The organism is Rheinheimera sp. ATLC3, from assembly GCF_059429535.1.
The window spans coordinates 2,728,346-2,747,696 of record NZ_CM182103.1 but is presented as its reverse complement, the minus strand read 5'-3'; the positions used below and the strand labels follow the sequence as shown (position 1 = coordinate 2,747,696).

At 50.8% G+C, this 19,351-nt stretch carries 15 protein-coding genes; 6 read left to right on the top strand and 9 right to left on the bottom strand.

What is annotated here, in order from left to right:
- The first annotated feature begins 29 nt into the window (after positions 1-29).
- The gene (locus AC5SV9_RS12740) at positions 30-932 is read left to right on the top strand and encodes a LysR family transcriptional regulator (protein WP_475149811.1); all 903 of its coding nucleotides are present in this window, start codon (positions 30-32) and stop codon (positions 930-932) included.
- A gap of 3 nt (positions 933-935) precedes the next feature.
- Here the strand turns inward: AC5SV9_RS12740 and AC5SV9_RS12735 are convergent, their stop codons facing one another.
- Both AC5SV9_RS12735 and AC5SV9_RS12730 read right to left on the bottom strand, forming a co-directional pair.
- Positions 936-1,355 carry a GFA family protein gene (locus AC5SV9_RS12735; RefSeq protein ID WP_475149813.1) on the bottom strand — a complete coding sequence of 140 codons (420 nt, stop codon included), beginning with the start codon at positions 1,353-1,355 and terminating at the stop codon, positions 936-938.
- A gap of 117 nt (positions 1,356-1,472) precedes the next feature.
- On the bottom strand, positions 1,473-3,332 hold the full coding sequence (locus tag AC5SV9_RS12730) for a beta-propeller domain-containing protein (protein ID WP_475149814.1): 1,860 nt from the start codon (positions 3,330-3,332) through the stop codon (positions 1,473-1,475).
- A 362-nt stretch (positions 3,333-3,694) separates the two neighbouring features.
- Between AC5SV9_RS12730 and AC5SV9_RS12725 the strand changes: the two genes are divergently transcribed.
- Positions 3,695-5,554, top strand: coding sequence for a C39 family peptidase (locus tag AC5SV9_RS12725; protein ID WP_475149815.1), 1,860 nt, complete (start codon positions 3,695-3,697; stop codon positions 5,552-5,554).
- On the opposite strand, the gene AC5SV9_RS12720 is transcribed toward AC5SV9_RS12725, so the two are convergent.
- Together AC5SV9_RS12720 and AC5SV9_RS12715 are read right to left on the bottom strand one after the other, a co-directional pair.
- On the bottom strand, positions 5,555-6,715 hold the full coding sequence (locus AC5SV9_RS12720; RefSeq protein WP_475149818.1) for an MFS transporter: 1,161 nt from the start codon (positions 6,713-6,715) through the stop codon (positions 5,555-5,557).
- 68 nt (positions 6,716-6,783) lie between these two features.
- Complete coding sequence (locus AC5SV9_RS12715) at positions 6,784-9,204, bottom strand: TonB-dependent receptor (RefSeq protein ID WP_475149819.1); 2,421 nt, start codon at positions 9,202-9,204, stop codon at positions 6,784-6,786.
- 148 nt (positions 9,205-9,352) lie between these two features.
- Between AC5SV9_RS12715 and AC5SV9_RS12710 the strand changes: the two genes are divergently transcribed.
- The 4 genes from AC5SV9_RS12710 to AC5SV9_RS12695 all read left to right on the top strand — a co-directional run bounded on the left by AC5SV9_RS12710 (position 9,353) and on the right by AC5SV9_RS12695 (position 13,137).
- Complete coding sequence (locus AC5SV9_RS12710; protein WP_475149821.1) at positions 9,353-10,267, top strand: LysR family transcriptional regulator; 915 nt, start codon at positions 9,353-9,355, stop codon at positions 10,265-10,267.
- A 127-nt stretch (positions 10,268-10,394) separates the two neighbouring features.
- Positions 10,395-11,825 carry an aminotransferase gene (locus AC5SV9_RS12705; RefSeq protein WP_475149822.1) on the top strand — a complete coding sequence of 477 codons (1,431 nt, stop codon included), beginning with the start codon at positions 10,395-10,397 and terminating at the stop codon, positions 11,823-11,825.
- A 10-nt stretch (positions 11,826-11,835) separates the two neighbouring features.
- Positions 11,836-12,357, top strand: a complete 522-nt coding sequence (locus AC5SV9_RS12700; protein WP_475149824.1) for an NlpC/P60 family protein — start codon at positions 11,836-11,838, stop codon at positions 12,355-12,357.
- A gap of 99 nt (positions 12,358-12,456) precedes the next feature.
- Entirely contained in the window at positions 12,457-13,137 is a 681-nt protein-coding gene (locus AC5SV9_RS12695) for a C39 family peptidase (protein ID WP_475149827.1), read from the top strand.
- An 80-nt stretch (positions 13,138-13,217) separates the two neighbouring features.
- On the opposite strand, the gene AC5SV9_RS12690 is transcribed toward AC5SV9_RS12695, so the two are convergent.
- From AC5SV9_RS12690 to AC5SV9_RS12670, 5 genes are read right to left on the bottom strand one after another with little or no spacing between them, the layout of a single operon-like run.
- On the bottom strand, positions 13,218-15,116 hold the full coding sequence (locus tag AC5SV9_RS12690; protein WP_475149828.1) for a M1 family metallopeptidase: 1,899 nt from the start codon (positions 15,114-15,116) through the stop codon (positions 13,218-13,220).
- Between the two features lie 9 nt (positions 15,117-15,125).
- Positions 15,126-15,971, bottom strand: a complete 846-nt coding sequence (locus AC5SV9_RS12685) for a response regulator transcription factor (RefSeq protein ID WP_475149830.1) — start codon at positions 15,969-15,971, stop codon at positions 15,126-15,128.
- The gene (gene speB / locus AC5SV9_RS12680; RefSeq protein ID WP_475149832.1) at positions 15,972-16,946 is read right to left on the bottom strand and encodes an agmatinase; all 975 of its coding nucleotides are present in this window, start codon (positions 16,944-16,946) and stop codon (positions 15,972-15,974) included.
- Positions 16,943-18,382, bottom strand: a complete 1,440-nt coding sequence (locus tag AC5SV9_RS12675) for an aldehyde dehydrogenase family protein (RefSeq protein WP_475149834.1) — start codon at positions 18,380-18,382, stop codon at positions 16,943-16,945. The genes speB and AC5SV9_RS12675 overlap by 4 nt, the downstream gene beginning before the upstream one ends.
- Positions 18,366-19,283: a hypothetical protein gene (locus tag AC5SV9_RS12670; protein ID WP_475149836.1), complete on the bottom strand. Its 918-nt coding sequence runs from the start codon at positions 19,281-19,283 to the stop codon at positions 18,366-18,368. The genes AC5SV9_RS12675 and AC5SV9_RS12670 overlap by 17 nt, the downstream gene beginning before the upstream one ends.
- Positions 19,284-19,351 lie beyond the last annotated feature (68 nt).

Below are 19,351 nucleotides of genomic sequence, written 5' to 3'. Positions count from 1 at the left end.
TTCAATGAAATTTAGTCATAGGTAGCAGCGTGATTGAAAAAATACATTTGAGCATTATGCGCGAGATTAACCGCCAGGGCTCTTTAACTGCGGCGGCCAGTAGCCTTAATCTGACACAGTCGGCATTAAGCCACAGTATCAAGAAACTGGAACTTCAATCAGGCATCGCATTGTGGTTAAAAGACGGCCGGCAGATCCGCCTGACCGAAGCGGGTAATTATCTGCTGGAACAAGCCAATCGTGTGTTGCCTCAGTTTGAACGTATTGATGAAACGCTGCGCCAGTTTGCCGGCAACGAAAGAGGCAGTTTGCGGGTAGGCATGGAATGCCATCCCTGCTATCAGTGGCTGCTTAAGGTGGTTCAGCCTTTTCTGGCGCAATCACCGGGAGTAGATATTGATGTTAAGCAGCGCTTTCAGTTTGGCGGTATGGCAGCGCTGTTTAACTACGATATTGATTTGCTGATAACGCCGGATCCTATCCTGAAAGAACAGATTCTGTTTGAGCCGGTATTCCCTTATGAACTGGTGCTGGTTGTCGGCCAGCTGAATAAGCTCAGCTCGTTAACGCAGTTAACACCGGCAGATTTGAGCGACCAAACCTTACTGACCTACCCGGTTGAAACCGCCAGGCTGGATATTTTTCAGCAATTTTTGCTACCTGCCCAATGCATGCCAAGGTTACACAAAACCCTGGAGGCTACCGATATTATTCTGCAGATGGTGGCGGCAAACCGTGGTGTGACTGCGATGCCGAAATGGTTAGCGCTGGAATACGCCCAAAAGCTGCCGGTCAAAGTACTGCGACTTGGCAAAAGCGGTATTAATAAACATATTTATGTTGGTTACCGTAAGCACGAGCAACACAATACCCAATTGCAAACCTTTATCAGGCTGGCAAAACAGCAGGCCAGCCAGACAACAGCAGAGTAAAGGTTATTGTGGCGGCGCAAAGGCGGCAAACAACTCATCGCAGGTCATATTATGTGTTTGTTCGGCAAAACTGTAGTAGCCGGGTTTGCTATCGATGCACACCTGATGATCAAACACCAGATCATCTGCCTGCTCGAACAGCCCGGCCGGCATGATGTACTGACCGTTCTGGCTTAAACGGTAAAACAGATGGGTACCACATTCGCTGCAAAAACCACGTGATGCCCAGTCTGACGAGCGAAAAGCCCGGATATACTGCTCGCCGTCGAAACTGACACTGCTGCCACAGTCGACAGCCAGCAGAGGGCCACCGCCCCAACGCCGGCACATACCACAGTGGCAGGCCCCCACCTTGCTGCCTGCCGAGCTGGCACTGATTTTAACCTTACCGCATAAACACTGGCCGTGACGTTGAACCGACATGCTGCCCTCCTTACAATGACGTTAAACCGCTAAGCCCGTTGGCATAAACCTAGTGCAAGGTGGGCGCGGCGTCCACTTGCAATCTGGGCGCACCGCAACCCGAGCCTGCCGCAGCATTTAATATTGTGCGGCAATCTGATCAGGTTGTTGCCATACACTGTGATACACCGTATCGCCCAGCACAAAGTAAATGTCGTCTTCGACCAGCACAGTACGCGCTTCCCAGCTGTTTGCCCGCTGATTGTATTCAGGTATTAATTCGCCGACTTTTTGCATAACACCGTTATCAGCCACTTCCAGCAGCAACAAACTGACCATTTCCCCTAACTCATCATCAAAACGGCTAAGTGGCACGGCCATACGTGTCGTGCCGGATTGATGCAGCGCAGCCAGGCTATGATGCTGATATTCCAACGGCGAATACTGACCGCTAAACAGCAAATCATCCTGGAGTACGGCATCATCAGCACTGACGTCAAATAACGCAATTTTTGCACTGGCGCTGTTCCAGACAGGTTCGCCCTGTTCATCAAACGTAATGTTTTGGCCTAAACCCCACAGCAGATCATCAGTGACGCTATGCAAATAAGCTGAATAGCCAGGGATCTCCAGAGCGCCAATCACCCGCGGCTGTAACTTGTTACTGATATCAAAGGTATATAAGGGATCGGTGCGCTCAAAAGTCACCACATAGGCCCGGTCACCGGTAAACCTGACACCATAAATGGCCTCGCCTGGCTTGCCGATGACTTCATTCGGGTATTGCTGATTTGGCAGTTGCGCCACGGTATTGAGTGTATCGCCCTCTTGCTGCAGCACCCAAAGCCGGTGCATAGGCCCTTCTTCACCACTAACTGAGTTAAACAGCAGCAGTGTCTGGTCTTTTTCATACAGCATAAAATCGGTCTGGCTGGCGGCTATCTGTCCGTCTACCGCACCAGTTGCCTGATAGCCCGCAGCACTATCTTTAAGGCTGAACTTATGCACTACTGTTTGCGCGCCGGTCTGCTCCAGTACCAAACCATGCAGGTATAAATGCTGGGCTGACATATAGAAGTCTGTGATTTCGCCGACAACACAGGCACTTTGCGTTTGATAAGGCGCACTGGTACTTAGCCGGGTAATCACCACCATATTGCTGCTGCCTTCATTATTTTGAATATCTGCAGGCAGATAGCACTGGTCAGCACTGAACATGGGTTCAGCTTCGGCATTATTGACTCTGCGCTTTGGTAGCAGCTCAGCCAGACTGGCAGCTTGTAACACTGCCATATTGTGGCGCTTATCGGCCTCAGTTGCTGCATATCCCAATAAACCTGCGGCATGCGGCCGGTAGCGCGAAACCAGCCATAATGCATCATCCGTCCGACGGCTATCCAGTAATGCACCATCAAGCTCAAGCTGATATACCGCATTACCTTGCTCAAACAACTGTACAACTGTGCGGCTATTAACACTCTCTGCCGGCGTGGTCAGCAGGCCGATATAATCTTGCTGGTCATCTCCCAGCACCGTTAACTGCCCCTCATCTACATAAAGCCCTTTTATCCGCTTTAGCGGATCCGCTAACGGCAGTGCTGCCATAGCAGTCAAGCCACTGTCAGCTTCGCGGAACCAACGTTTAAGGTAGGGGTTACCAGTGTCCGCATCTTTGCCGCTTACGTATAAAATGCGGTCACTGAACTTCACCCTGTCAGCTTCATCAACACCCGGTGTAATCAGGTTGGTACCTGAATCGGCTGGTTGAGTGGGTGTAGGATTTTCCTCACCCACGCTGGTAGTTTGGGCATAGAGGCCAAACTTCATATACTGTGTCAGTGTTGGCGCATTGGTCTGCGTTAATGATGCAGTACTGCTTTTATCGGTTGAAACCTGCCATAAATCAGTCGTGGTGTTATCGTTATCTGAACTACCACCACAGGCGCTCAGTATTGTCGTACTGACTAAAACTGCCAATGAATATAGAGTACGCATCATTCACCTCCCTATTAGTTGCCACTTAAAATGTAAATAATTAGCGAATAATGTAGACACTTTACTGGTGGGCAGTTGTGTAAAAATGTAAGCGAAACATAAAATGTAACTACTACCCAATAGGACAGACCACAGTTATTCTTTTTATCTGTTCCGATTTAACTTTCACAGGACAGCAGTCTCCCCACCTCTTTATTTTCACAAAAATGAAACAATTCATCGTATCAGCCGATGCTATCTATTTTCCCAAGCTGTTTTGCAGTTTTTATAGTCTGTCGATGGCCCAGCTGTACCGTGCCAGCGCCACTACAAGGAGTAGTGAGATAACAATACGGATTACAAAAAAATAACAGTTGGAGAGAACAATGAAATATCTAACAGGCCTATTGCTGCTATCAGCACTGGCTTCATTTGACACCCTGGCACTGTGCCCTGATGGCAGCAGCTTTGATAACACTTTAAGCTTCTGTGCCAACAGCAGCGATGTATATGGCCCCTTTACCAAAACCATGACCGACCGCTGCGTTAGTGCTGGTGGTGGCAGTGCCTGTACTACACCACACACCGCAAGCGTTAATGGAACTAATATCAGTGTACTACGCTGGTCACGTGCCTTTATCACTAACCTGCGCGGCACAGGCAGCTGCCCCGATGGTTCGGTGCGCTCAGCGCAATATGGTAATCACTGCTATGAGCAGCGCAGCGACGGCACGCCAAATAATGTCTATGGCAATTTTACTTCTGACGAAGTAGCCAAATGTCAGTATTTGCAGGGCGGCACGGCTTGCTTTACTACCCGTTGGTCGGCGCAGTTTTACACCAGTGTAAAAAACACTGCCCTGCCTGGCAGCTGGGTGAACAAGTTTGGTGCCTGGCTCTGGTATATCGACGAAGCGGGTGTAAACAAAACCCACACCCAGCTGGCTAATGAGCTTGCCGCCATGGGCGTAAAGCGCATCTTTATCAAAATTGCTGACGATGCTGCCGCCTGTTCACTGTTTGTCGATGCGTGCTCAACCACAACCACTAACATATACAAAAATAAAGGCATAGAGCCATGGGCATGGTCGTACAATTATCCGGGTAACAATGCGGCTCAGGCCGATGCGTTGTATCAGGCCGCCCGCTATGGTTATGTTGGCTTTGTCTCTGACGTTGAGGTGGAATTTAACAATAAAACCACTGAACTGCACAGCCTGTTTCAGGCGTTTCGCGCCGCCCGTACCCGCGCCATCAACGATGGCTACGCCACGAGTGATTTCCCGCTGGGAGCCACTACCTGGAGTAATCCGGCTGATCAGGGCATGCGCGTAGATATCATCGATCAGTACGTCGATTTTCACATGCCACAAACCTATCTTGAAGTATGGGGCAGCAGCTATATGGCCGATCCGAAACGCTGGATTGAAACTGGCAACTGCGAGTACCGTGCTTTGGGTGCCAATAAACCGATCTGGCATATCGTTTCTACCGAGTACGATATTATCAGCCCGGCACAATTAAACAGCTTTTTAAATGTAGCCGGCCCTAATGCCAGTATCTGGCGTGTGCCTGGCGGCGCCGTGCCGCAAGCGGTGTGGCAGGATTGGAGTAATGTTAACTGGCAGCGCAGCAGCTTTGATGCTGATGTCGACTGCTCAGCCGGGAATAACACCTTTAAAAACTATCTGACCGGCAACCCAACGCCGCCGCCCCCGGCTCCGCAAGCTGTGCCGTACTGGGACCAGAAACTTAACGCCGTTAACCCTTATGGCACCTGCAGCATTACGTCGCTAGCAATGATTACCGACTACTTTGGCTTAACCGATCCTGCAGTGCTGGGCCAGCGTACACCGGATTATTTAAACAACCGCTTTGGTGTTCTGCAGGACGTATCCTCACTGGCCTGGGGCTTTAATACCATAGCGCAGGAAAAAGGCAGCCCGCTACGCGATATTGGCGTGACTAACGGCACCATCAGCCAACTGCGTGCGCTGGCCAGTGCCGGCAAACCTACCATAGTGCACGGCTGGTTTACCGCGCCGGGCCATATACTGGTAGTAACCGGTTATGATGGCACTCATTACACCGTAAACGACCCTTACGGTGTGTGGAACCTGCAAAAATGGGGCAGCTATGACACCAGTAAATCCGGCAAGGGCGTGCGCTACCCGAAAGCGGCATTTGAGTATGCCATTAACGATAATGGCAGCGGCAATGACTTGTGGCTGCACCGGTTTGAGTAACTAAACCCTGCGCTGTGCCAGTTGCAGGCACAGCGCACTTAATACAATAGCTACAGCACCCAAAGGTAGCACTGCCGTCAGGCTAAAGGTACTGATAGTCAGCGCCGCTATCGGCGGCCCCAGCATTAAGCCCACTTTAAAGGCGCTTAAGCAAAACACAATTAAGCGGCCTGACGGGTCGACATCATTAAAAATGCCCATCATTACCGGCACTACAAAGCTCCAGAAAATCTGATACACAATGGTCGCTGCAGCATAAATCAGCCAGGCCGGGCCTGTGCTTAGCAAACCCAGCGCCAGCAAACAGGGTAACTGAATTGCTACAGTTAGCCACAGCGCTGCGGTGCGGCCATATTTGCTGACAAAAACACCGGATAACATTGAACCTACCGCACTAATGGCAAAGCCTAAACCCAATACATAGCCGACTTCAGCCATGGTTAACCCTGCAGATACACCTAAACGTTCGAGGTATCCCCAAACACCGCCCTGAGCAAAGTAATACAGCACCACACCAAAAAACACCCATAGTGCAGGCGCTAAACGGCCTTTAAGTTCAAAGCGCACACTGTGCTGTGGCTTTTGGTTTTGCGCAAAACGGATAAAGCTAAGCAGCAAGGCTGCCAGCAAAAACAGGTTAAAACTCTGGTAAATCGCGCCGTAACCAAAACGCGTTATAAGTTCTGGCAGCACCATAAAACCGACTGTGCCGAACACCACCTGTATTGTCACCATCACGCCAAAGGCTTTATCTACCCGGGTAGAATCACCCAATGCCGCCAACGCTATGGCATAACTAATACCACAGGCGACACCGGCAACAACGCGTAATAGCAACAAAGCACTGTACCCCTCTGCCTGGCTGGTAAGCAGATTTGCGCCAATAAACAGCAGTAAACCCAGCTGCACAGCTGGTCGCCATGGCACCCGGCGCACCCACCAAAAAGCGGAAGTGGTAGAGAGTAGAATACCAGCCACATCGGCAGCGGCCAGATAACCTACCTGTTGGGTGCTGAATAAACCACTATCAGAAAACGCACCGACAATTAGTGGCATTAGATTGGTCACCGCCGCGCCCATCATGGCAATCAGCATCAGGCCGGCATATTCAGCCCAGTAACCGGATGGTTTAACTTCAGTATCCATTGATAATTCCTGCATCTACGGCTCCTTAAAGCAAAAAAGTGAGCGCGGCGAACCGGCTCACTTTTATTTAGCCTACATCACTGTTAGTAGTATTTGTAGGAGAAATTAACACCAATAGTGCGTGGCGTCAGCGCTATGGTGCGCCGGCCCAGTACACCGCCATTTAAGTTTGATACGATGGCATCTTCATCGGTCAGATTTTGCGCCCAAATCGCCACATCCCAGTTATCTTTACCAAAGCCAATGTTGGCACTAAAAGTAGTGTACGACGGGTATTCAAATACCGGTGATGTCGGGTCGTCCTGGCGGTCGTTCTGCACTTTGCTGACATATCGGCCATTTAACGACGCATAAGCTGTCATGCCGTTATCAAAATCGGTGTCATAACGCACACCAAAGTTGTGCCGCCATTTTGGCGAGCCGCCCAGCAAACCGCCCTTGTTCCAGGTACGGCACTCATTATCATCTTCTGCCACGTCCTGATACACACATTTGGTTAAGGTTTCATCCCATTTACCCTCAGTCGTGGCAGTGGCATAGCTTAGCGTAATATTGTCGGTTAAATAATAACGGGTATTTAACTCCCAGCCCCGGGTAACCGCATCCGGGCCATTGGTAGTGCCGTTAACCGGGAAAATTCCGTCAATGGTTTGCGAGAAATAGGTTTGTACGTTGTTCCAGCTAATCTGATACACGTTGGTTTGTACATACCAACCATCGGCCAGATAACCTTTTACGCCCAGTTCCAGGTTGTCGGTAGAATCCGGCTCGTAGTTTTGCACGTCATCGGCCACCAGCTGGCCGCCTTCATCGCGGAAGCCATTAGTCCCGCCACGACGGAAGCCCTGCGAATAAGTGAAATAAGCGAATACTTCATCACTGAACTTGTACGAGGCGTTAAATTTATAAAAGCTCTCGCCATTTTCTTTATTACTAAATTCACGGTCTGAGTCAGTCGTACCTAAGTAGTCTTTAATCAGCGCCAGGCCGGTATCTTCATAGTTAAACACCCGGGCGCCAACGGTGACATTTAGCTTGTCGGTGATGTCATAACCCAACTCACCAAACAAAGCGAGCTCTTTGTATTTACTGCCTAAATCTTCCTCATAGCCCTGCCCGGGCACTCCGCCGACCGCACCGCGATCAATCGCCGCCCATGCCGTTTGAGCAGCAATTTCATCTAACTTTTCAAACCACTCAGAAAATCGGAAATTGCGCTTTTGATCGGTGTAATACAGCCCGGCAATCCAGCTAAAGCGGCTGTCATTATCTGAGGTTAGGCGGGTTTCATGCGTCAGGCCTTTGTAAGTGTTATCAAAGGTCATATAAGCCGAGTCGTTGCCATCATCCAGTGCCAGACCCGGGATCCAGCCGTAATAGGCATCGCCCTGTGAGGCGTAATCGGCCTGGCCAATACTGCTGTCTTTGTAAAACGAGGTGGTGCTGTGTAGTTTCATGCCCGATAACTGCCAGTCTAAATCCAGTGTATCCATGGTCAGTTCGCGGTCGGCATATTCTTCAAAACGGGCTACGATAGTGTGGTCGTTGTATTGAAAAGGCGTTTCAAAGGAACTTAGCTCACAATCAGCAATGCCTTTACAGGCACGGTCAACCGGAAGGCGCGCTGCACCGTTAGTACCATGCGCCAGCTGATCCTGCTGAATATGGCTAAAGGTCAGTTTTACATCATCACTTAGCTGCCACAACAATGCCACCTTGCCGCCGGTAACATACTGGTAATCATCATCTTTATACAAAGTCTGGTTCGGACTGGGGTCGCCTGGAAAGCCTTCACTGTCAGCCAACCAGCTTGGGTTGACCTGACGGTCGGTGTAGCCTTTTTCATTTAGGTTAGCCAGGGAGGCACGCAGCGCCACCTGCTCGCCCAGAGGCACGTTTACGACGATATCGGTATCGTTACTAACGCCGCCGTTTTTGGTTTGATACAGGCTGGTATTGAAGTCGAACTGGAAATCGTCCAGCACCGGCTGATTGGTGATATAACGGATGGTACCACCTAAACTGCCGGCTCCATAAAGGGTGCCCTGCGGGCCTAACAGGGTTTCTACCCGGTTTATATCTTTTATACGGTAACTGATGTTTGGTAGCGGCGTCGCATCCAGATAGTACGCCATAGTAGTGCGGATAAACTGCTGAATGTTATTGGCGTTAACGCCCGATACGTTTAAACCACGTACTGATACTGAGTCGGCAAAACGGGCACTGTTACCTGGTGCGCTGATCTCGACGCTGTCGGCAATTAAATCTTTTAGGTTTGCAATGCGTTTTTCCCGCAATTCAGCTTCGGTCATAGCACTGATATTCATCGGAATTTCCGATGCTAATTGTGGCCGGCCAGAGGCGGTTACCGTGATCACTTCAATTTGCTTTTCTTGCTTAGTTTGCTCAGTGCCACTTTGCTCTGCTTGCTGAGCATAAGCTGCCCCGCTCAGTAACACTGCTGAAATTACCAGACTTAACCTGTGTTTAGTAAAAGGTACCATGCTAAGTTTCCTTCCTGTTGCCGTTATTATTTTTAATTTACAAGTCTGGTAATCCTGCTAAATTATTTGCTCAGAACTTGTACACTAGCATCAATAAAAGCTTTTTAATGCTAAGTACAGTTGCTAACCATCGGTTAAGGCGATAAAAATGCAATTATCCTTTGAACAGTTACAGGCGTTTTTAACTACAGTCGAGACCGGCAGCTTCTCAGCCGCGGCCCGTAAACTGGGTAAGGCACAATCGTCGATAAGTGGTCTGATCAGCAATCTTGAGATAGACGCCGGATTTGAAGTGTTTGACCGCAGCAAACGTACCCCTCCGCTTACCGCTGAAGGATTAGCACTGTTAAACGATATCAAGTCTGTATTGAAAAGTTACAACAACCTGTTGAGCAGGATTCAAAACTTAAATAAAGATGTCGAAACTGAAATCAGCCTGGCCTTTGATGATTTGGCGCTGCCGGTGCCAATTATGCTAAAAGTGGCTGAGGAATTTAAACAGCACTTTGCCAACACCTCGCTTATGCTGCTAAAAGCCAGCCATCAGCAGGGGTATCAGCTGCTTAAACAGGGAAAGGTGGATATTGCGATCGCCATCAGCCAGGATGACTACCCGGAGAACGTGGCGTTTCGTGGTATTTCCCATGTGCATTACGGCACAGTTGTCAGCAGCCTGCATCCGTTGGCGCAGCTAAGTCAGGTGACACCGTACGATTTATCACAACACCGCCATTTACGTATTACCGATGCCGATAGTGGCTTTCGCCGCTTTGATTCAGATTTATCCAGCAATATCTGGTTCACCAACAGCTCGACATTACTAATCGACGCAGTGACGGCAGGCTTAGGCTGGGCTGAACTGCCGCTGCATTTAATTAAGCGCCAACTACAAAGTGGTGAGCTGGTTAAACTACCCACCAGCCATCAGGCAGTGTCGTTTCCGCATTGTGTAGATATGGTGTGGCAAAGTGAAACGCCGGTTGGCCAAGGCATGCAATGGCTGTTAAATGCGCTTACCGAGCAGGGCATAGCCTTTAGCAAGCAAAGCGGCGAGCTGGGCTAGCTTATTTGACGCCAGGTAACTGAGCACCCACAAACGGGGGTAAAGGCGCCCTCATCCGCCCGAACAGGGAATGGCTGTATTTGGCGGAACTACGGTACAACCTGTCACAACGAAACAGGAGTCCGCTATGAACATGCCTTTTGACACCACCGAACTAAATCGGCTGGACAAACAACACTTTACCCACCCCTGGACAGTATTTGATGTGTTTAGTGAGCAAGGTGCCTTACCTATCAGTTATGGCGACGGATGCTATATAGAAGACACAAACGGTCGCCGCTACCTGGATGCTGTTGGGGGATTATGGTGCACAAACATTGGCCTGGGCCGCACTGAAATGGCTGACGCTATAGCCGCGCAATGCCGCCAGCTGGCCTTTGCCAACCCCTTTGTCGATATGACCAATGTGCCAGCCACCTTATTGGCAGCCAAACTGGCCGGGCTGGCACCGGGCGATTTAAACCATGTTATATTCACCTGCGGTGGCTCTACCGCGGTCGATTCATCCTACCGGCTGATTCAGTACTATCAAAATTGCCGTGGTAAGCCAGAGAAAAAACATATTATCTCGCGCAAGAACTCCTACCACGGCTCAACTTACTTATCGATGTCGATTGGTGGCAAGGCCGGCGATCATCCACCCGAGTTTGATTTTATCAGTGATACTATTCATCACATCAGCTGCCCTAATTACTATCGCGCGCCACAGGGTTTAACTGAAGCGCAGTATCTTAGTTTTTTGCTTGATGAGCTGGAGCAAACTATTTTGCGCATTGGCCCGGACAAAGTCGCGGCGTTTTATGCTGAGCCAGTATTTGGTGCCGGTGGTGTTATAGTGCCGCCGCAAGGTTATCATCAGGCTACTTTTGAGATTTGCCGTAAGTACGATGTGCTCTATGTCTCAGATGAGGTTGTCACTGCCTTTGGCCGGCTTGGCCAGTGGTTTGCCTCCAAAGAAGTGTTTAATATTGAGCCGGATATTATCATTACAGCCAAGGGCCTAACCTCAGGTTACCAGCCACTGGGCGCCTGTATTTACTCTGATCGTATCCACCAGCTGATAAGTGAACCCGGCCATGGTCGCTGCTTTGCCCACGGTTTTACCTATTCCGGCCACCCGGTGGCTTGCGCCGCAGCACTAAAAAACATTGAAATTATCCAGCGTGAGCAGCTGCTAGAGCGCGTGCAGCAGCTGGGGCCTTATTTTCAGCAGCAGATGAAAACGCTGGAAGATTTACCTATTGTTGGCCAGGTGCGTGGTATGCAACTGATGGTGTGTGTGGAAAATGTAAGCTGCAAAAAAACCAAGGCATTATTCCCGGAAGAGCTGGACATTGGTAAACGCATTGCCGATCACGCCGAAACGCTAGGGTTGATTGTGCGGCCGATAGTGCATTTAAACGTGATGTCACCGCCGCTGACCATTAGCCGATCACAAATTGATGATATCGTTGCGACCTTACGCAAAGCGATTGAACTGACCATCGACGATCTCTATGCTGAAGGGCATTTAGTTCGCCAGCATGATACGCATCCAGCAAAAAGCATCTGCGCTTAAGGAGAGCACTATGCGTCAAAGTCATTTATTTTGCGGCCTGTTACTGGGCTGTTTATTGCAACAAGGCTGCGCGGTAGCTGCCCCTGCAGATAAGATAATGCAGGCGGCTCTGCCCTGGCAAAACCAGGCCTTCGAGCAGGGCAAAGCCGAGCAGTGTATGAACTGGACCCGCGAAGTACTAAAGCAGGCCTGTGGGGTAAAGTTTGCCAGCCTGCAAAGCCAACAGCCATGGGATTTAGACCAACTTGGGCCGGGAGATGAGTTAAAACCTGAGCATGCCGATTCACTCGCCGCCGATGAATTCGGCACTAAAATTCAGCGTATTGATGCGCTGCAAGCAGGTGATTTGGTGTTTTTACAAAACACCTACGGTAACTGGAACAAAGGCGTAATTACCCATGTGGGTATCGCCACCGGCGATGGCAATTATATCCACCGTATGACCTCTAATCAGGGCTATGTGCGGATAGAGCCGATACCCCAGGCCGACTTTCAGGCCGGCCTGCGCTTAAAGCCAGAGTTATGCCAGTAACCGCCTGTCCGCTGTTCTATCGCCACAGGCGATAGTAAATCATTTCAATTATTTAACCTCTGCAACTAGGGTAACTGAAACACTTTCAGGAGCCCTGGTATGCAGATCATCCGCACGTTTAATATTGGCTACATATTACTGCTTTTAACACTGACCGGCTGTAGTAGCCCGGACGCTGATACAGCGCCACGTCAGGCAACGGCAGCTATCGCCAACGTTACAACTAACCCCCATACCAGCAGTGCCATACCGATACCTTATTACAGTCAGCTGGAAAACCAGAATAAGCCTGCATCAACCTGCAGTGTCACCTCACTGGCGATGGTGACCGACTTTTTTGGCATAACGCAGCCGTCTGACACTGTGCGGGTGCCTGATCAGCTTTACCAACGCTATGGCTTGTTGCAGGATGTGCCGGTATTGTCCGGCGCTTTTAACCAACTGGCCATTGAAGCCGGCAGTACGGCCCGCGCTACCGGGCTTACCAATGGCACCTTTGCGCAGTTACAAGAGCATGTCAGCAAAGGCCTGCCCGCTATAGTGCATGGCTGGTTTACTCCACCTGGCCATATTATGGTGGTCACCGGTTATGACGGAAAGTACTACACGGTACATGACCCTTACGGTAAGTGGGATTTAACAAAGTTCGGCAGCTACGACACCAGCGTGTCAGGTAAAAATATCCGCTATCCGAAAGCCGAATTTGAGCATGCCATTAACGATAACGGCACCGGCGATGATTTGTGGTTACACCTGTTTGCTCCGCAAACGGTCGATTAGATGCAGTAGAGTACTGCATCAGCGAAAGTTGGCTAAAAGTGACAATGGCGATAAGTTAAAGGACTATTCGCCATTTCATTCTACTTCGTTTGTTTCAGGCTGTTATTGCTTAAATCGGCATCTGCTAACGCAGTTAACTCCGCTTGCAGCAGAGTTGATACCGGGCGCTTCACCTGCACACTGGCTTGCTGATTATTTAACCGCCAGCTATCTACCGGAATATGCCGCTCTACTGTGCTACCATCGGCAAAACTTAGCTTAAGCGTAAACGGCATAACGATGCCGCCGCGGTTTTCAATACGCACACTTATGCTCCCTTGCTGCTCATCTATGCCAGCGATGGCTAAATCAACATGGTTATTGCTGTAAAACCAGCCGCGCCAGAACCAATGTAAATCCAGCCCGGTTTTAGCATGAACAAAGCGGATAATATCGGCAAACTGCGCTCTTTTACCGCGCCAGTGGCGGACAAAATCACGTAGTGTTTCATCAAACAATTCAGGCCCGATAAGGTGCTGGCGTAATATCACCCAAGCCACTGCAGGCACATGATAGTGAGAGTCGAGTTTGCTGTTGAAATGATCTGCCCGGCGTGCAGGCTCGACATAGCTAACCTGCTTCATTACCTCTCCAACCTCAGCCGGGTCGCCGTAGAAGCTTTGAAAATCCGTACTCCAGCGCTGCTCCAGTAAATAGGACAAAAAGCTGACCATACCTTCATCAAAAAAGCCTTCCTGACGTTCATCTGTATTTACCAGCATCGGAAAATAGCTGTGTACCACTTCGTGCATAACGCCGCCAAGCACATCATGCTTTTCGGTGCGGCTGTATGCCGGTGCCGGGCCATTAATTGCGGCATTTGGGCCGCGAAAGCCAACAAAGGTGATACCCGGATATTCCATACCAATACCGGCAATATTTACCACGTTCATCACAGTAAACGGAAAATCACCGAAATACTGCGCTAATTGCTGCACAGAATGTTTTGTACTTGCCAGCGCAAACTTATGCCACAACCATCTACCATTGTCCGGATAAACCACATTTAGTCTGTGCCAGTGACCATTCAGTTGTATTTGTTCAGTCTCCCAAATCAGGCTATTGCCGGCGGCAAAAGCCACGTCACGCACCTTGTTGGCGCTAAACTGCCAGCTTTTTCTGCCTGAACTGCGGTTTTCATTGCCAGCTTTAAACGCACTCTCTGGTAACACCAGCTGTGCAGCGTCTCGTTGCTGCCAGGCCTGATACTGCGTTTTGCTTAACACCTGTTTGGCATTTTGCAGTTCACCGCTTGCCAGCACTAAATAGCCGTCTGGCACGGTGATATCCAGCTGATAATCGCCCAGCTCGGTGGCAAATTCGGCATCCTTAATAAAGGGGCTAAGCGCCCAGCCCTTGTCGGTAAAGGCTACCGCACGCGGGAACCATAGCGCTACGCCAAATAGCTTGCTGCCATCGCTAAATCGTTCGACACCGGCACGCGGCCGGCGCGGATCGGTGCGCTCAGGCAACTGTAACTGCCAGCTAACGTTTAATTTGATGCTGGCACCGGCAGCCAGCGGCTTGGGCAGGCTTACCCGGTAAAAGGTATCCTGACGTAACAGCGGCAGCGGTTTTTTCGCGGCAAAGAATGCAATCTGAGTTACACCAGCGCTGCCCAGACCTTCGCCATGCAGGGCGGTGCTAATACTGTCGGGCAAAAAGCGGTTTAGCGGCAGCTCAAACCAAAGCTCGGTTAAAGGCTGCGGTGAGTTATTCTGATACTGAATGTCGGCGCTGGCATTAAGCGTAGCTGTGTCTGGCAACAACTCGGCTTGGATTTGGTAATTGACCTGCTGTTGCCAGTATTGTGCTGCAGGCACACCAATACTGCTACTGCCTGGCGGTAACGGTAGCGGCAAAGGTGCAAACAGATCGGCCAGAGCAGAAAATGCAGTGCCAAATGCGAGTAAAGCACTGAGTAATAACCGGTTTTTCATTAACTTTCCTTACCCCGTACGCTTTAACTCTACTGCAGCTGCGACTGGCAGCAGCGGGTCGCGCAATACCGGTGCTTCTGAGTTAGCCAGTAGCTCAATAAACAACGCCAGCAGCTCTGGGTGCGAGCTGATACCAAGCTTGGCATAAAGGTTTTTTCGGTGCATTTTCACCGTCTCCAGCCCGAGTTTTAGCTGGCGGGCAATCGCTTTTACGCAATGCCCTTCGAGCATCATATTGAGTACATCGCGTTCACGTGCAGTGCAGACTTCACTGCCAAAGCAACGCTGAAAATCATCGACCAGATAACCTGTCGCTTGCGGCCGGAGGTTATCTTTGCCCTGCAATTGCTGGTGTTGCAGCACTAACTGCTCTACCAGACAAAACAACGCCTGCCACTGGGCAATTACTTCCAGCCTGAACAACTCGCTGCCAGCAATTTGTGCCAGTTCAATATGCACGAAACCCTGATTTAGGCCAAGCGGAATAATAAAGCCAACTTCATCCTGAATTTTAAGATGACGAAAATAGCTGTTGTAATATTGTTCAAACTCAGCGTAATTGTCTGGTGCAATATCACTTAAACGCCACACACCTTTATGACTGCCCTTGAGCCCTAGGCGGTAAAACGGATCCAGCACATAGGCCGATTTTAAATAACAGGCAAAATTATCGCCCGGCAGAGGTGCACGTTGATATAACAATTGTGGTTTTTCAGCGGGTCGAAACAACAGTACCACGCACTCATCCGAATGCTGCAACTGACCCAGTAACTGACACAGCGCCGGGTAAAACCGCTCAGTTCCCTTGCCTTGCTGTACTCTCAGTAACTGTTCGCTCCAGTTAACCAGTTGCATTTACTCATCCCTGCCCGCTTCACGATATCGTACACCTGGCAATACGCAGAGCATTTCATACACTAAATTCGCCGCAAGTAGAGCTGTATTGCCACTGGTGTCATAAGGTGGCGAGACCTCAACCAGATCGCCGCCCACCAGATTAAGTCCTTTAGTGCCACGGATAATCTGCAGAGCCTGCGGCACCGTCAAACCGGCAATTTCGACAGTACCTGTACCGGGCGCATAGGCAGGGTCGATACCGTCGATATCAAACGAAATATAACAAGGCGTATCGCCGATAGTTTGGCGCACCTGTGCCATTAACGGCTCAAGCGACTTGCCCCAACATTCTTCTGCAGTAACCACAGTAAAACCCTGCTGACGTGGCCAGTCAAAATCATCAGCTGCATAGCCGGTACCGCGCAGGCCAATCTGAAACACCTTATCGCCCTGCAGCAAGCCCTCTTCAACCGACCGGCGAAACGGCGTGCCATGAGCTATCGGCTCGCCAAACATATGCTCGTTCACATCGGCGTGGGCATCGACATGTACCAGCGCCAGCGGGCCATGTTGCGCCGCCAGCGCCCGTAATATCGGTAGCACTATAGTATGATCACCACCCAGCGTCAGCGGCAATACTTTGGCTGCGGTAAGCTGGCGGTAATGCTGCTCGATAATATTGATGCTTTTGCTCAGGTTAAAGGTGTTAATGGCTACATCACCCAGATCGGCAACTTGCAACGAATCAAAAGGCGCAGCGCGGGTAGCCATATTGTATGGGCGCAACATACGTGACTCGTCACGAATTTGCCGCGGTGCAAGCCTGGCACCGGGCCGGTTAGAGGTGCCGATATCAAAGGGCACGCCAATAATACCGACATCAATACCGCTTAGCTCTGTCGCCGTAGGCAGGCGCATAAAGGTTGCCGGCCCACCGAAGCGCGGCATCTCATTACCGCCAAGGGGTTGGTTTAACAGCCGATGCGTAGTCATGCTGAGCCCTCAGTGACAATGGCTTTTAGCTCCAGATATTCTTCTACGCCTTTTAAACCCAGCTCGCGGCCATTGCCGCTTTGCTTATAGCCGCCAAAAGGCGCAGCGTTATGCCAGGGTGCGGCATTAATAAAGATAAGTCCGGCGCGAATGCCCTCAGCGAGGCGCTGCGCAGTAGCTTCATCATCTGCCCAAACACGGCCACTTAAGCCATACGGCGAGTCATTAGCGATACGCAGTGCATCGGCTTCATCCTGATAAGGTAAAATGCACAGCACCGGGCCGAAAATTTCCTCACGGGCGATCTGCATCTGATTATTAACATTGGCAAACACTGTGGGCCGTAGGTAATAGCCAGCGCCAATTTCAGGCAACGGCTCAGCGCCGCCGGCTACCAGCTCTGCACCCTCTTCCAGCCCAAGCTCTATATAACGCTGCACGCTCTGATACTGAGCTGCGCTTATCAACGGGCCTAAAAACACCCCATCCTGATGCGGCTCGCCCAGTGTCAGGCTGTTCGCATGGGCGGCGGCAATAGCAACTGCATCGGCATACTGGCTGTGATGCACCAGCATTCGGCTAAGCGCCGTGCAGGTTTGGCCCGAGTTGGCCATTACATCTTCTACCCCCAGCTTTACCGCTGCGCTAAGCTGCTCAGTCGGGCTGATAATAAAGGCTGACTTACCGCCCAGCTCTAAACAAACCCGCTTAACCGAAGCTGCCGCTTGCTGCTGAATATGCCGGCCAATTTCGGTTGAGCCGGTAAAAGACACGCAATCAATATCGGCATGCGTTGATAAAATATCGCCAATCTGGCTACCGCTACCCAGCACCAGATTAAACACACCGGCTGGCAAACCAGCGGCATCGGCAGCCATCGCAACACAAAGCGCCGTTTTTGGCGTTAGCTCAGCTGGTTTTAACACCACAGTACAGCCAGCTAATAAAGCTGGCGCCAGCTTGGCAATAATTTGATGCAGCGGATAATTCCACGGCGTAATCAGCGCACATACTCCTACAGGCTCTTTACGTAGCTTTAAGCGTGCATCCAGCTGCAACTGCTCGTTCTCAAGCACCCGGGCATACTCCAGATGTTTGGCAAAGGCATCTAACGGGTCATCCACATGCACTTCGCGGGCAAACCATAGTGGTGCACCCAGTTCTGTCACCACGGCTTCGACCAGTTCGTCACGGCGCTGTTGTAGCTGCTGAATAAAGGCTGCCAGGTACTCAGCACGCTGTACAAAACTAAGTGCAGCCCAGGCAGGAAAAGCATGGCTGGCAGCGGATACGGCGTCATTTACCAGGCCGGCATCAGCGCGGGCAACACAGGCATAGGCTTCACCACTGGCCGGGTTAACCAGTGTATGCCAGTCCGGCGCCGCAATGGTGCGCCACTGACCGTTAACATAATGAGCATTAATGCGTTGTAACATAACTAAGTTCCTCGCAGCGTTTCAGGCGGTATCCTTGCAGGCAGGCCCATTCGGTCATCGCGTCAGTGAGCGCATCGAACAGCGGGGCCGCCCACTGCCGACCGTTGTCGATACTGCCAGCCTGCTCAACAATATCGATAGCGCGGCTGACCTCCATAATGCTGACCGTTGCGCCGAAGCCGGCAGCGCGCTCAATCAGCGGATGCCAGGCAGCTGAGGAGCCCTCGACATCCGAATGGCCTCCGCGTACCCGGGCGCCCTGATTACCGAGGCCAACCTGCTGATAAAACGAGGCGATATGGCGCTGTATCAGTGCTTCCCACTGAGGATTACGCGGGTTAGTGCCGGTGACCAGCATTTGAGCTCCCGGTAGCGGGTTTTGCACATTAGGATTATGCGCATCGGCGGTCAGCAGCACGGTTTGCACATGCGGGTTACCCTTGTGAATAGCGGCGATGAAATGCTCAAACGCCTGATAACCATCGAGGTTTTCGCCGTAGTACTGAATGCTGGGCGTCAGCACGAAAAAGCCTTGCTGCCGTAAGCGCCAGGCCATCTCCTGCTGGGTGATTTCATTCCACTGCTTGCCCACATTGCGGCCATTAACCGCAGCGCCCGGCATCATCTTGCCTTCTGTCGTATATTGCTGCGGAATTATCGCAATAGGCGCTTTGGTATCGATACGAATGGCGGCCACATCGGCCACGGTCCAGTTTTTACCGCTGTAGTTAAAACGCACCCGGTGCGTACCCTCACCCCGGTCAAACTGATAATCGGTGTTCTGATCCAGTTGAATAAAGTTTGCTGCTGCCGTTTGCTCTGGCAGCGCTGGCATTACAGACTTAGTGCCGCTACTGCAGGCGGTTAACAAGCTAACGAGCAATAGAGAATAGACTCGCATAAGGCGTCCTTTTTGCGCTAATTTCAACCGATGCTAGCAGTGGCCGTTGGCACTGGCATGTTAGTAAC

Coding starts and splice junctions, on each gene's coding strand:
- AC5SV9_RS12690 (WP_475149828.1), bottom strand. CDS start 15,116: ATGAAAAACCGGTTATTACTCAGTGCTTTACTCGCATTTGGCACTGCA.
- AC5SV9_RS12725 (WP_475149815.1), top strand. CDS start 3,695: ATGAAATATCTAACAGGCCTATTGCTGCTATCAGCACTGGCTTCATTT.
- AC5SV9_RS12695 (WP_475149827.1), top strand. CDS start 12,457: ATGCAGATCATCCGCACGTTTAATATTGGCTACATATTACTGCTTTTA.
- AC5SV9_RS12705 (WP_475149822.1), top strand. CDS start 10,395: ATGAACATGCCTTTTGACACCACCGAACTAAATCGGCTGGACAAACAA.
- AC5SV9_RS12700 (WP_475149824.1), top strand. CDS start 11,836: ATGCGTCAAAGTCATTTATTTTGCGGCCTGTTACTGGGCTGTTTATTG.
- AC5SV9_RS12670 (WP_475149836.1), bottom strand. CDS start 19,283: ATGCGAGTCTATTCTCTATTGCTCGTTAGCTTGTTAACCGCCTGCAGT.
- speB (WP_475149832.1), bottom strand. CDS start 16,946: ATGACTACGCATCGGCTGTTAAACCAACCCCTTGGCGGTAATGAGATG.
- AC5SV9_RS12720 (WP_475149818.1), bottom strand. CDS start 6,715: ATGCAGGAATTATCAATGGATACTGAAGTTAAACCATCCGGTTACTGG.
- AC5SV9_RS12735 (WP_475149813.1), bottom strand. CDS start 1,355: ATGTCGGTTCAACGTCACGGCCAGTGTTTATGCGGTAAGGTTAAAATC.
- AC5SV9_RS12710 (WP_475149821.1), top strand. CDS start 9,353: ATGCAATTATCCTTTGAACAGTTACAGGCGTTTTTAACTACAGTCGAG.
- AC5SV9_RS12730 (WP_475149814.1), bottom strand. CDS start 3,332: ATGATGCGTACTCTATATTCATTGGCAGTTTTAGTCAGTACGACAATA.
- AC5SV9_RS12685 (WP_475149830.1), bottom strand. CDS start 15,971: ATGCAACTGGTTAACTGGAGCGAACAGTTACTGAGAGTACAGCAAGGC.
- AC5SV9_RS12715 (WP_475149819.1), bottom strand. CDS start 9,204: ATGGTACCTTTTACTAAACACAGGTTAAGTCTGGTAATTTCAGCAGTG.
- AC5SV9_RS12675 (WP_475149834.1), bottom strand. CDS start 18,382: ATGTTACAACGCATTAATGCTCATTATGTTAACGGTCAGTGGCGCACC.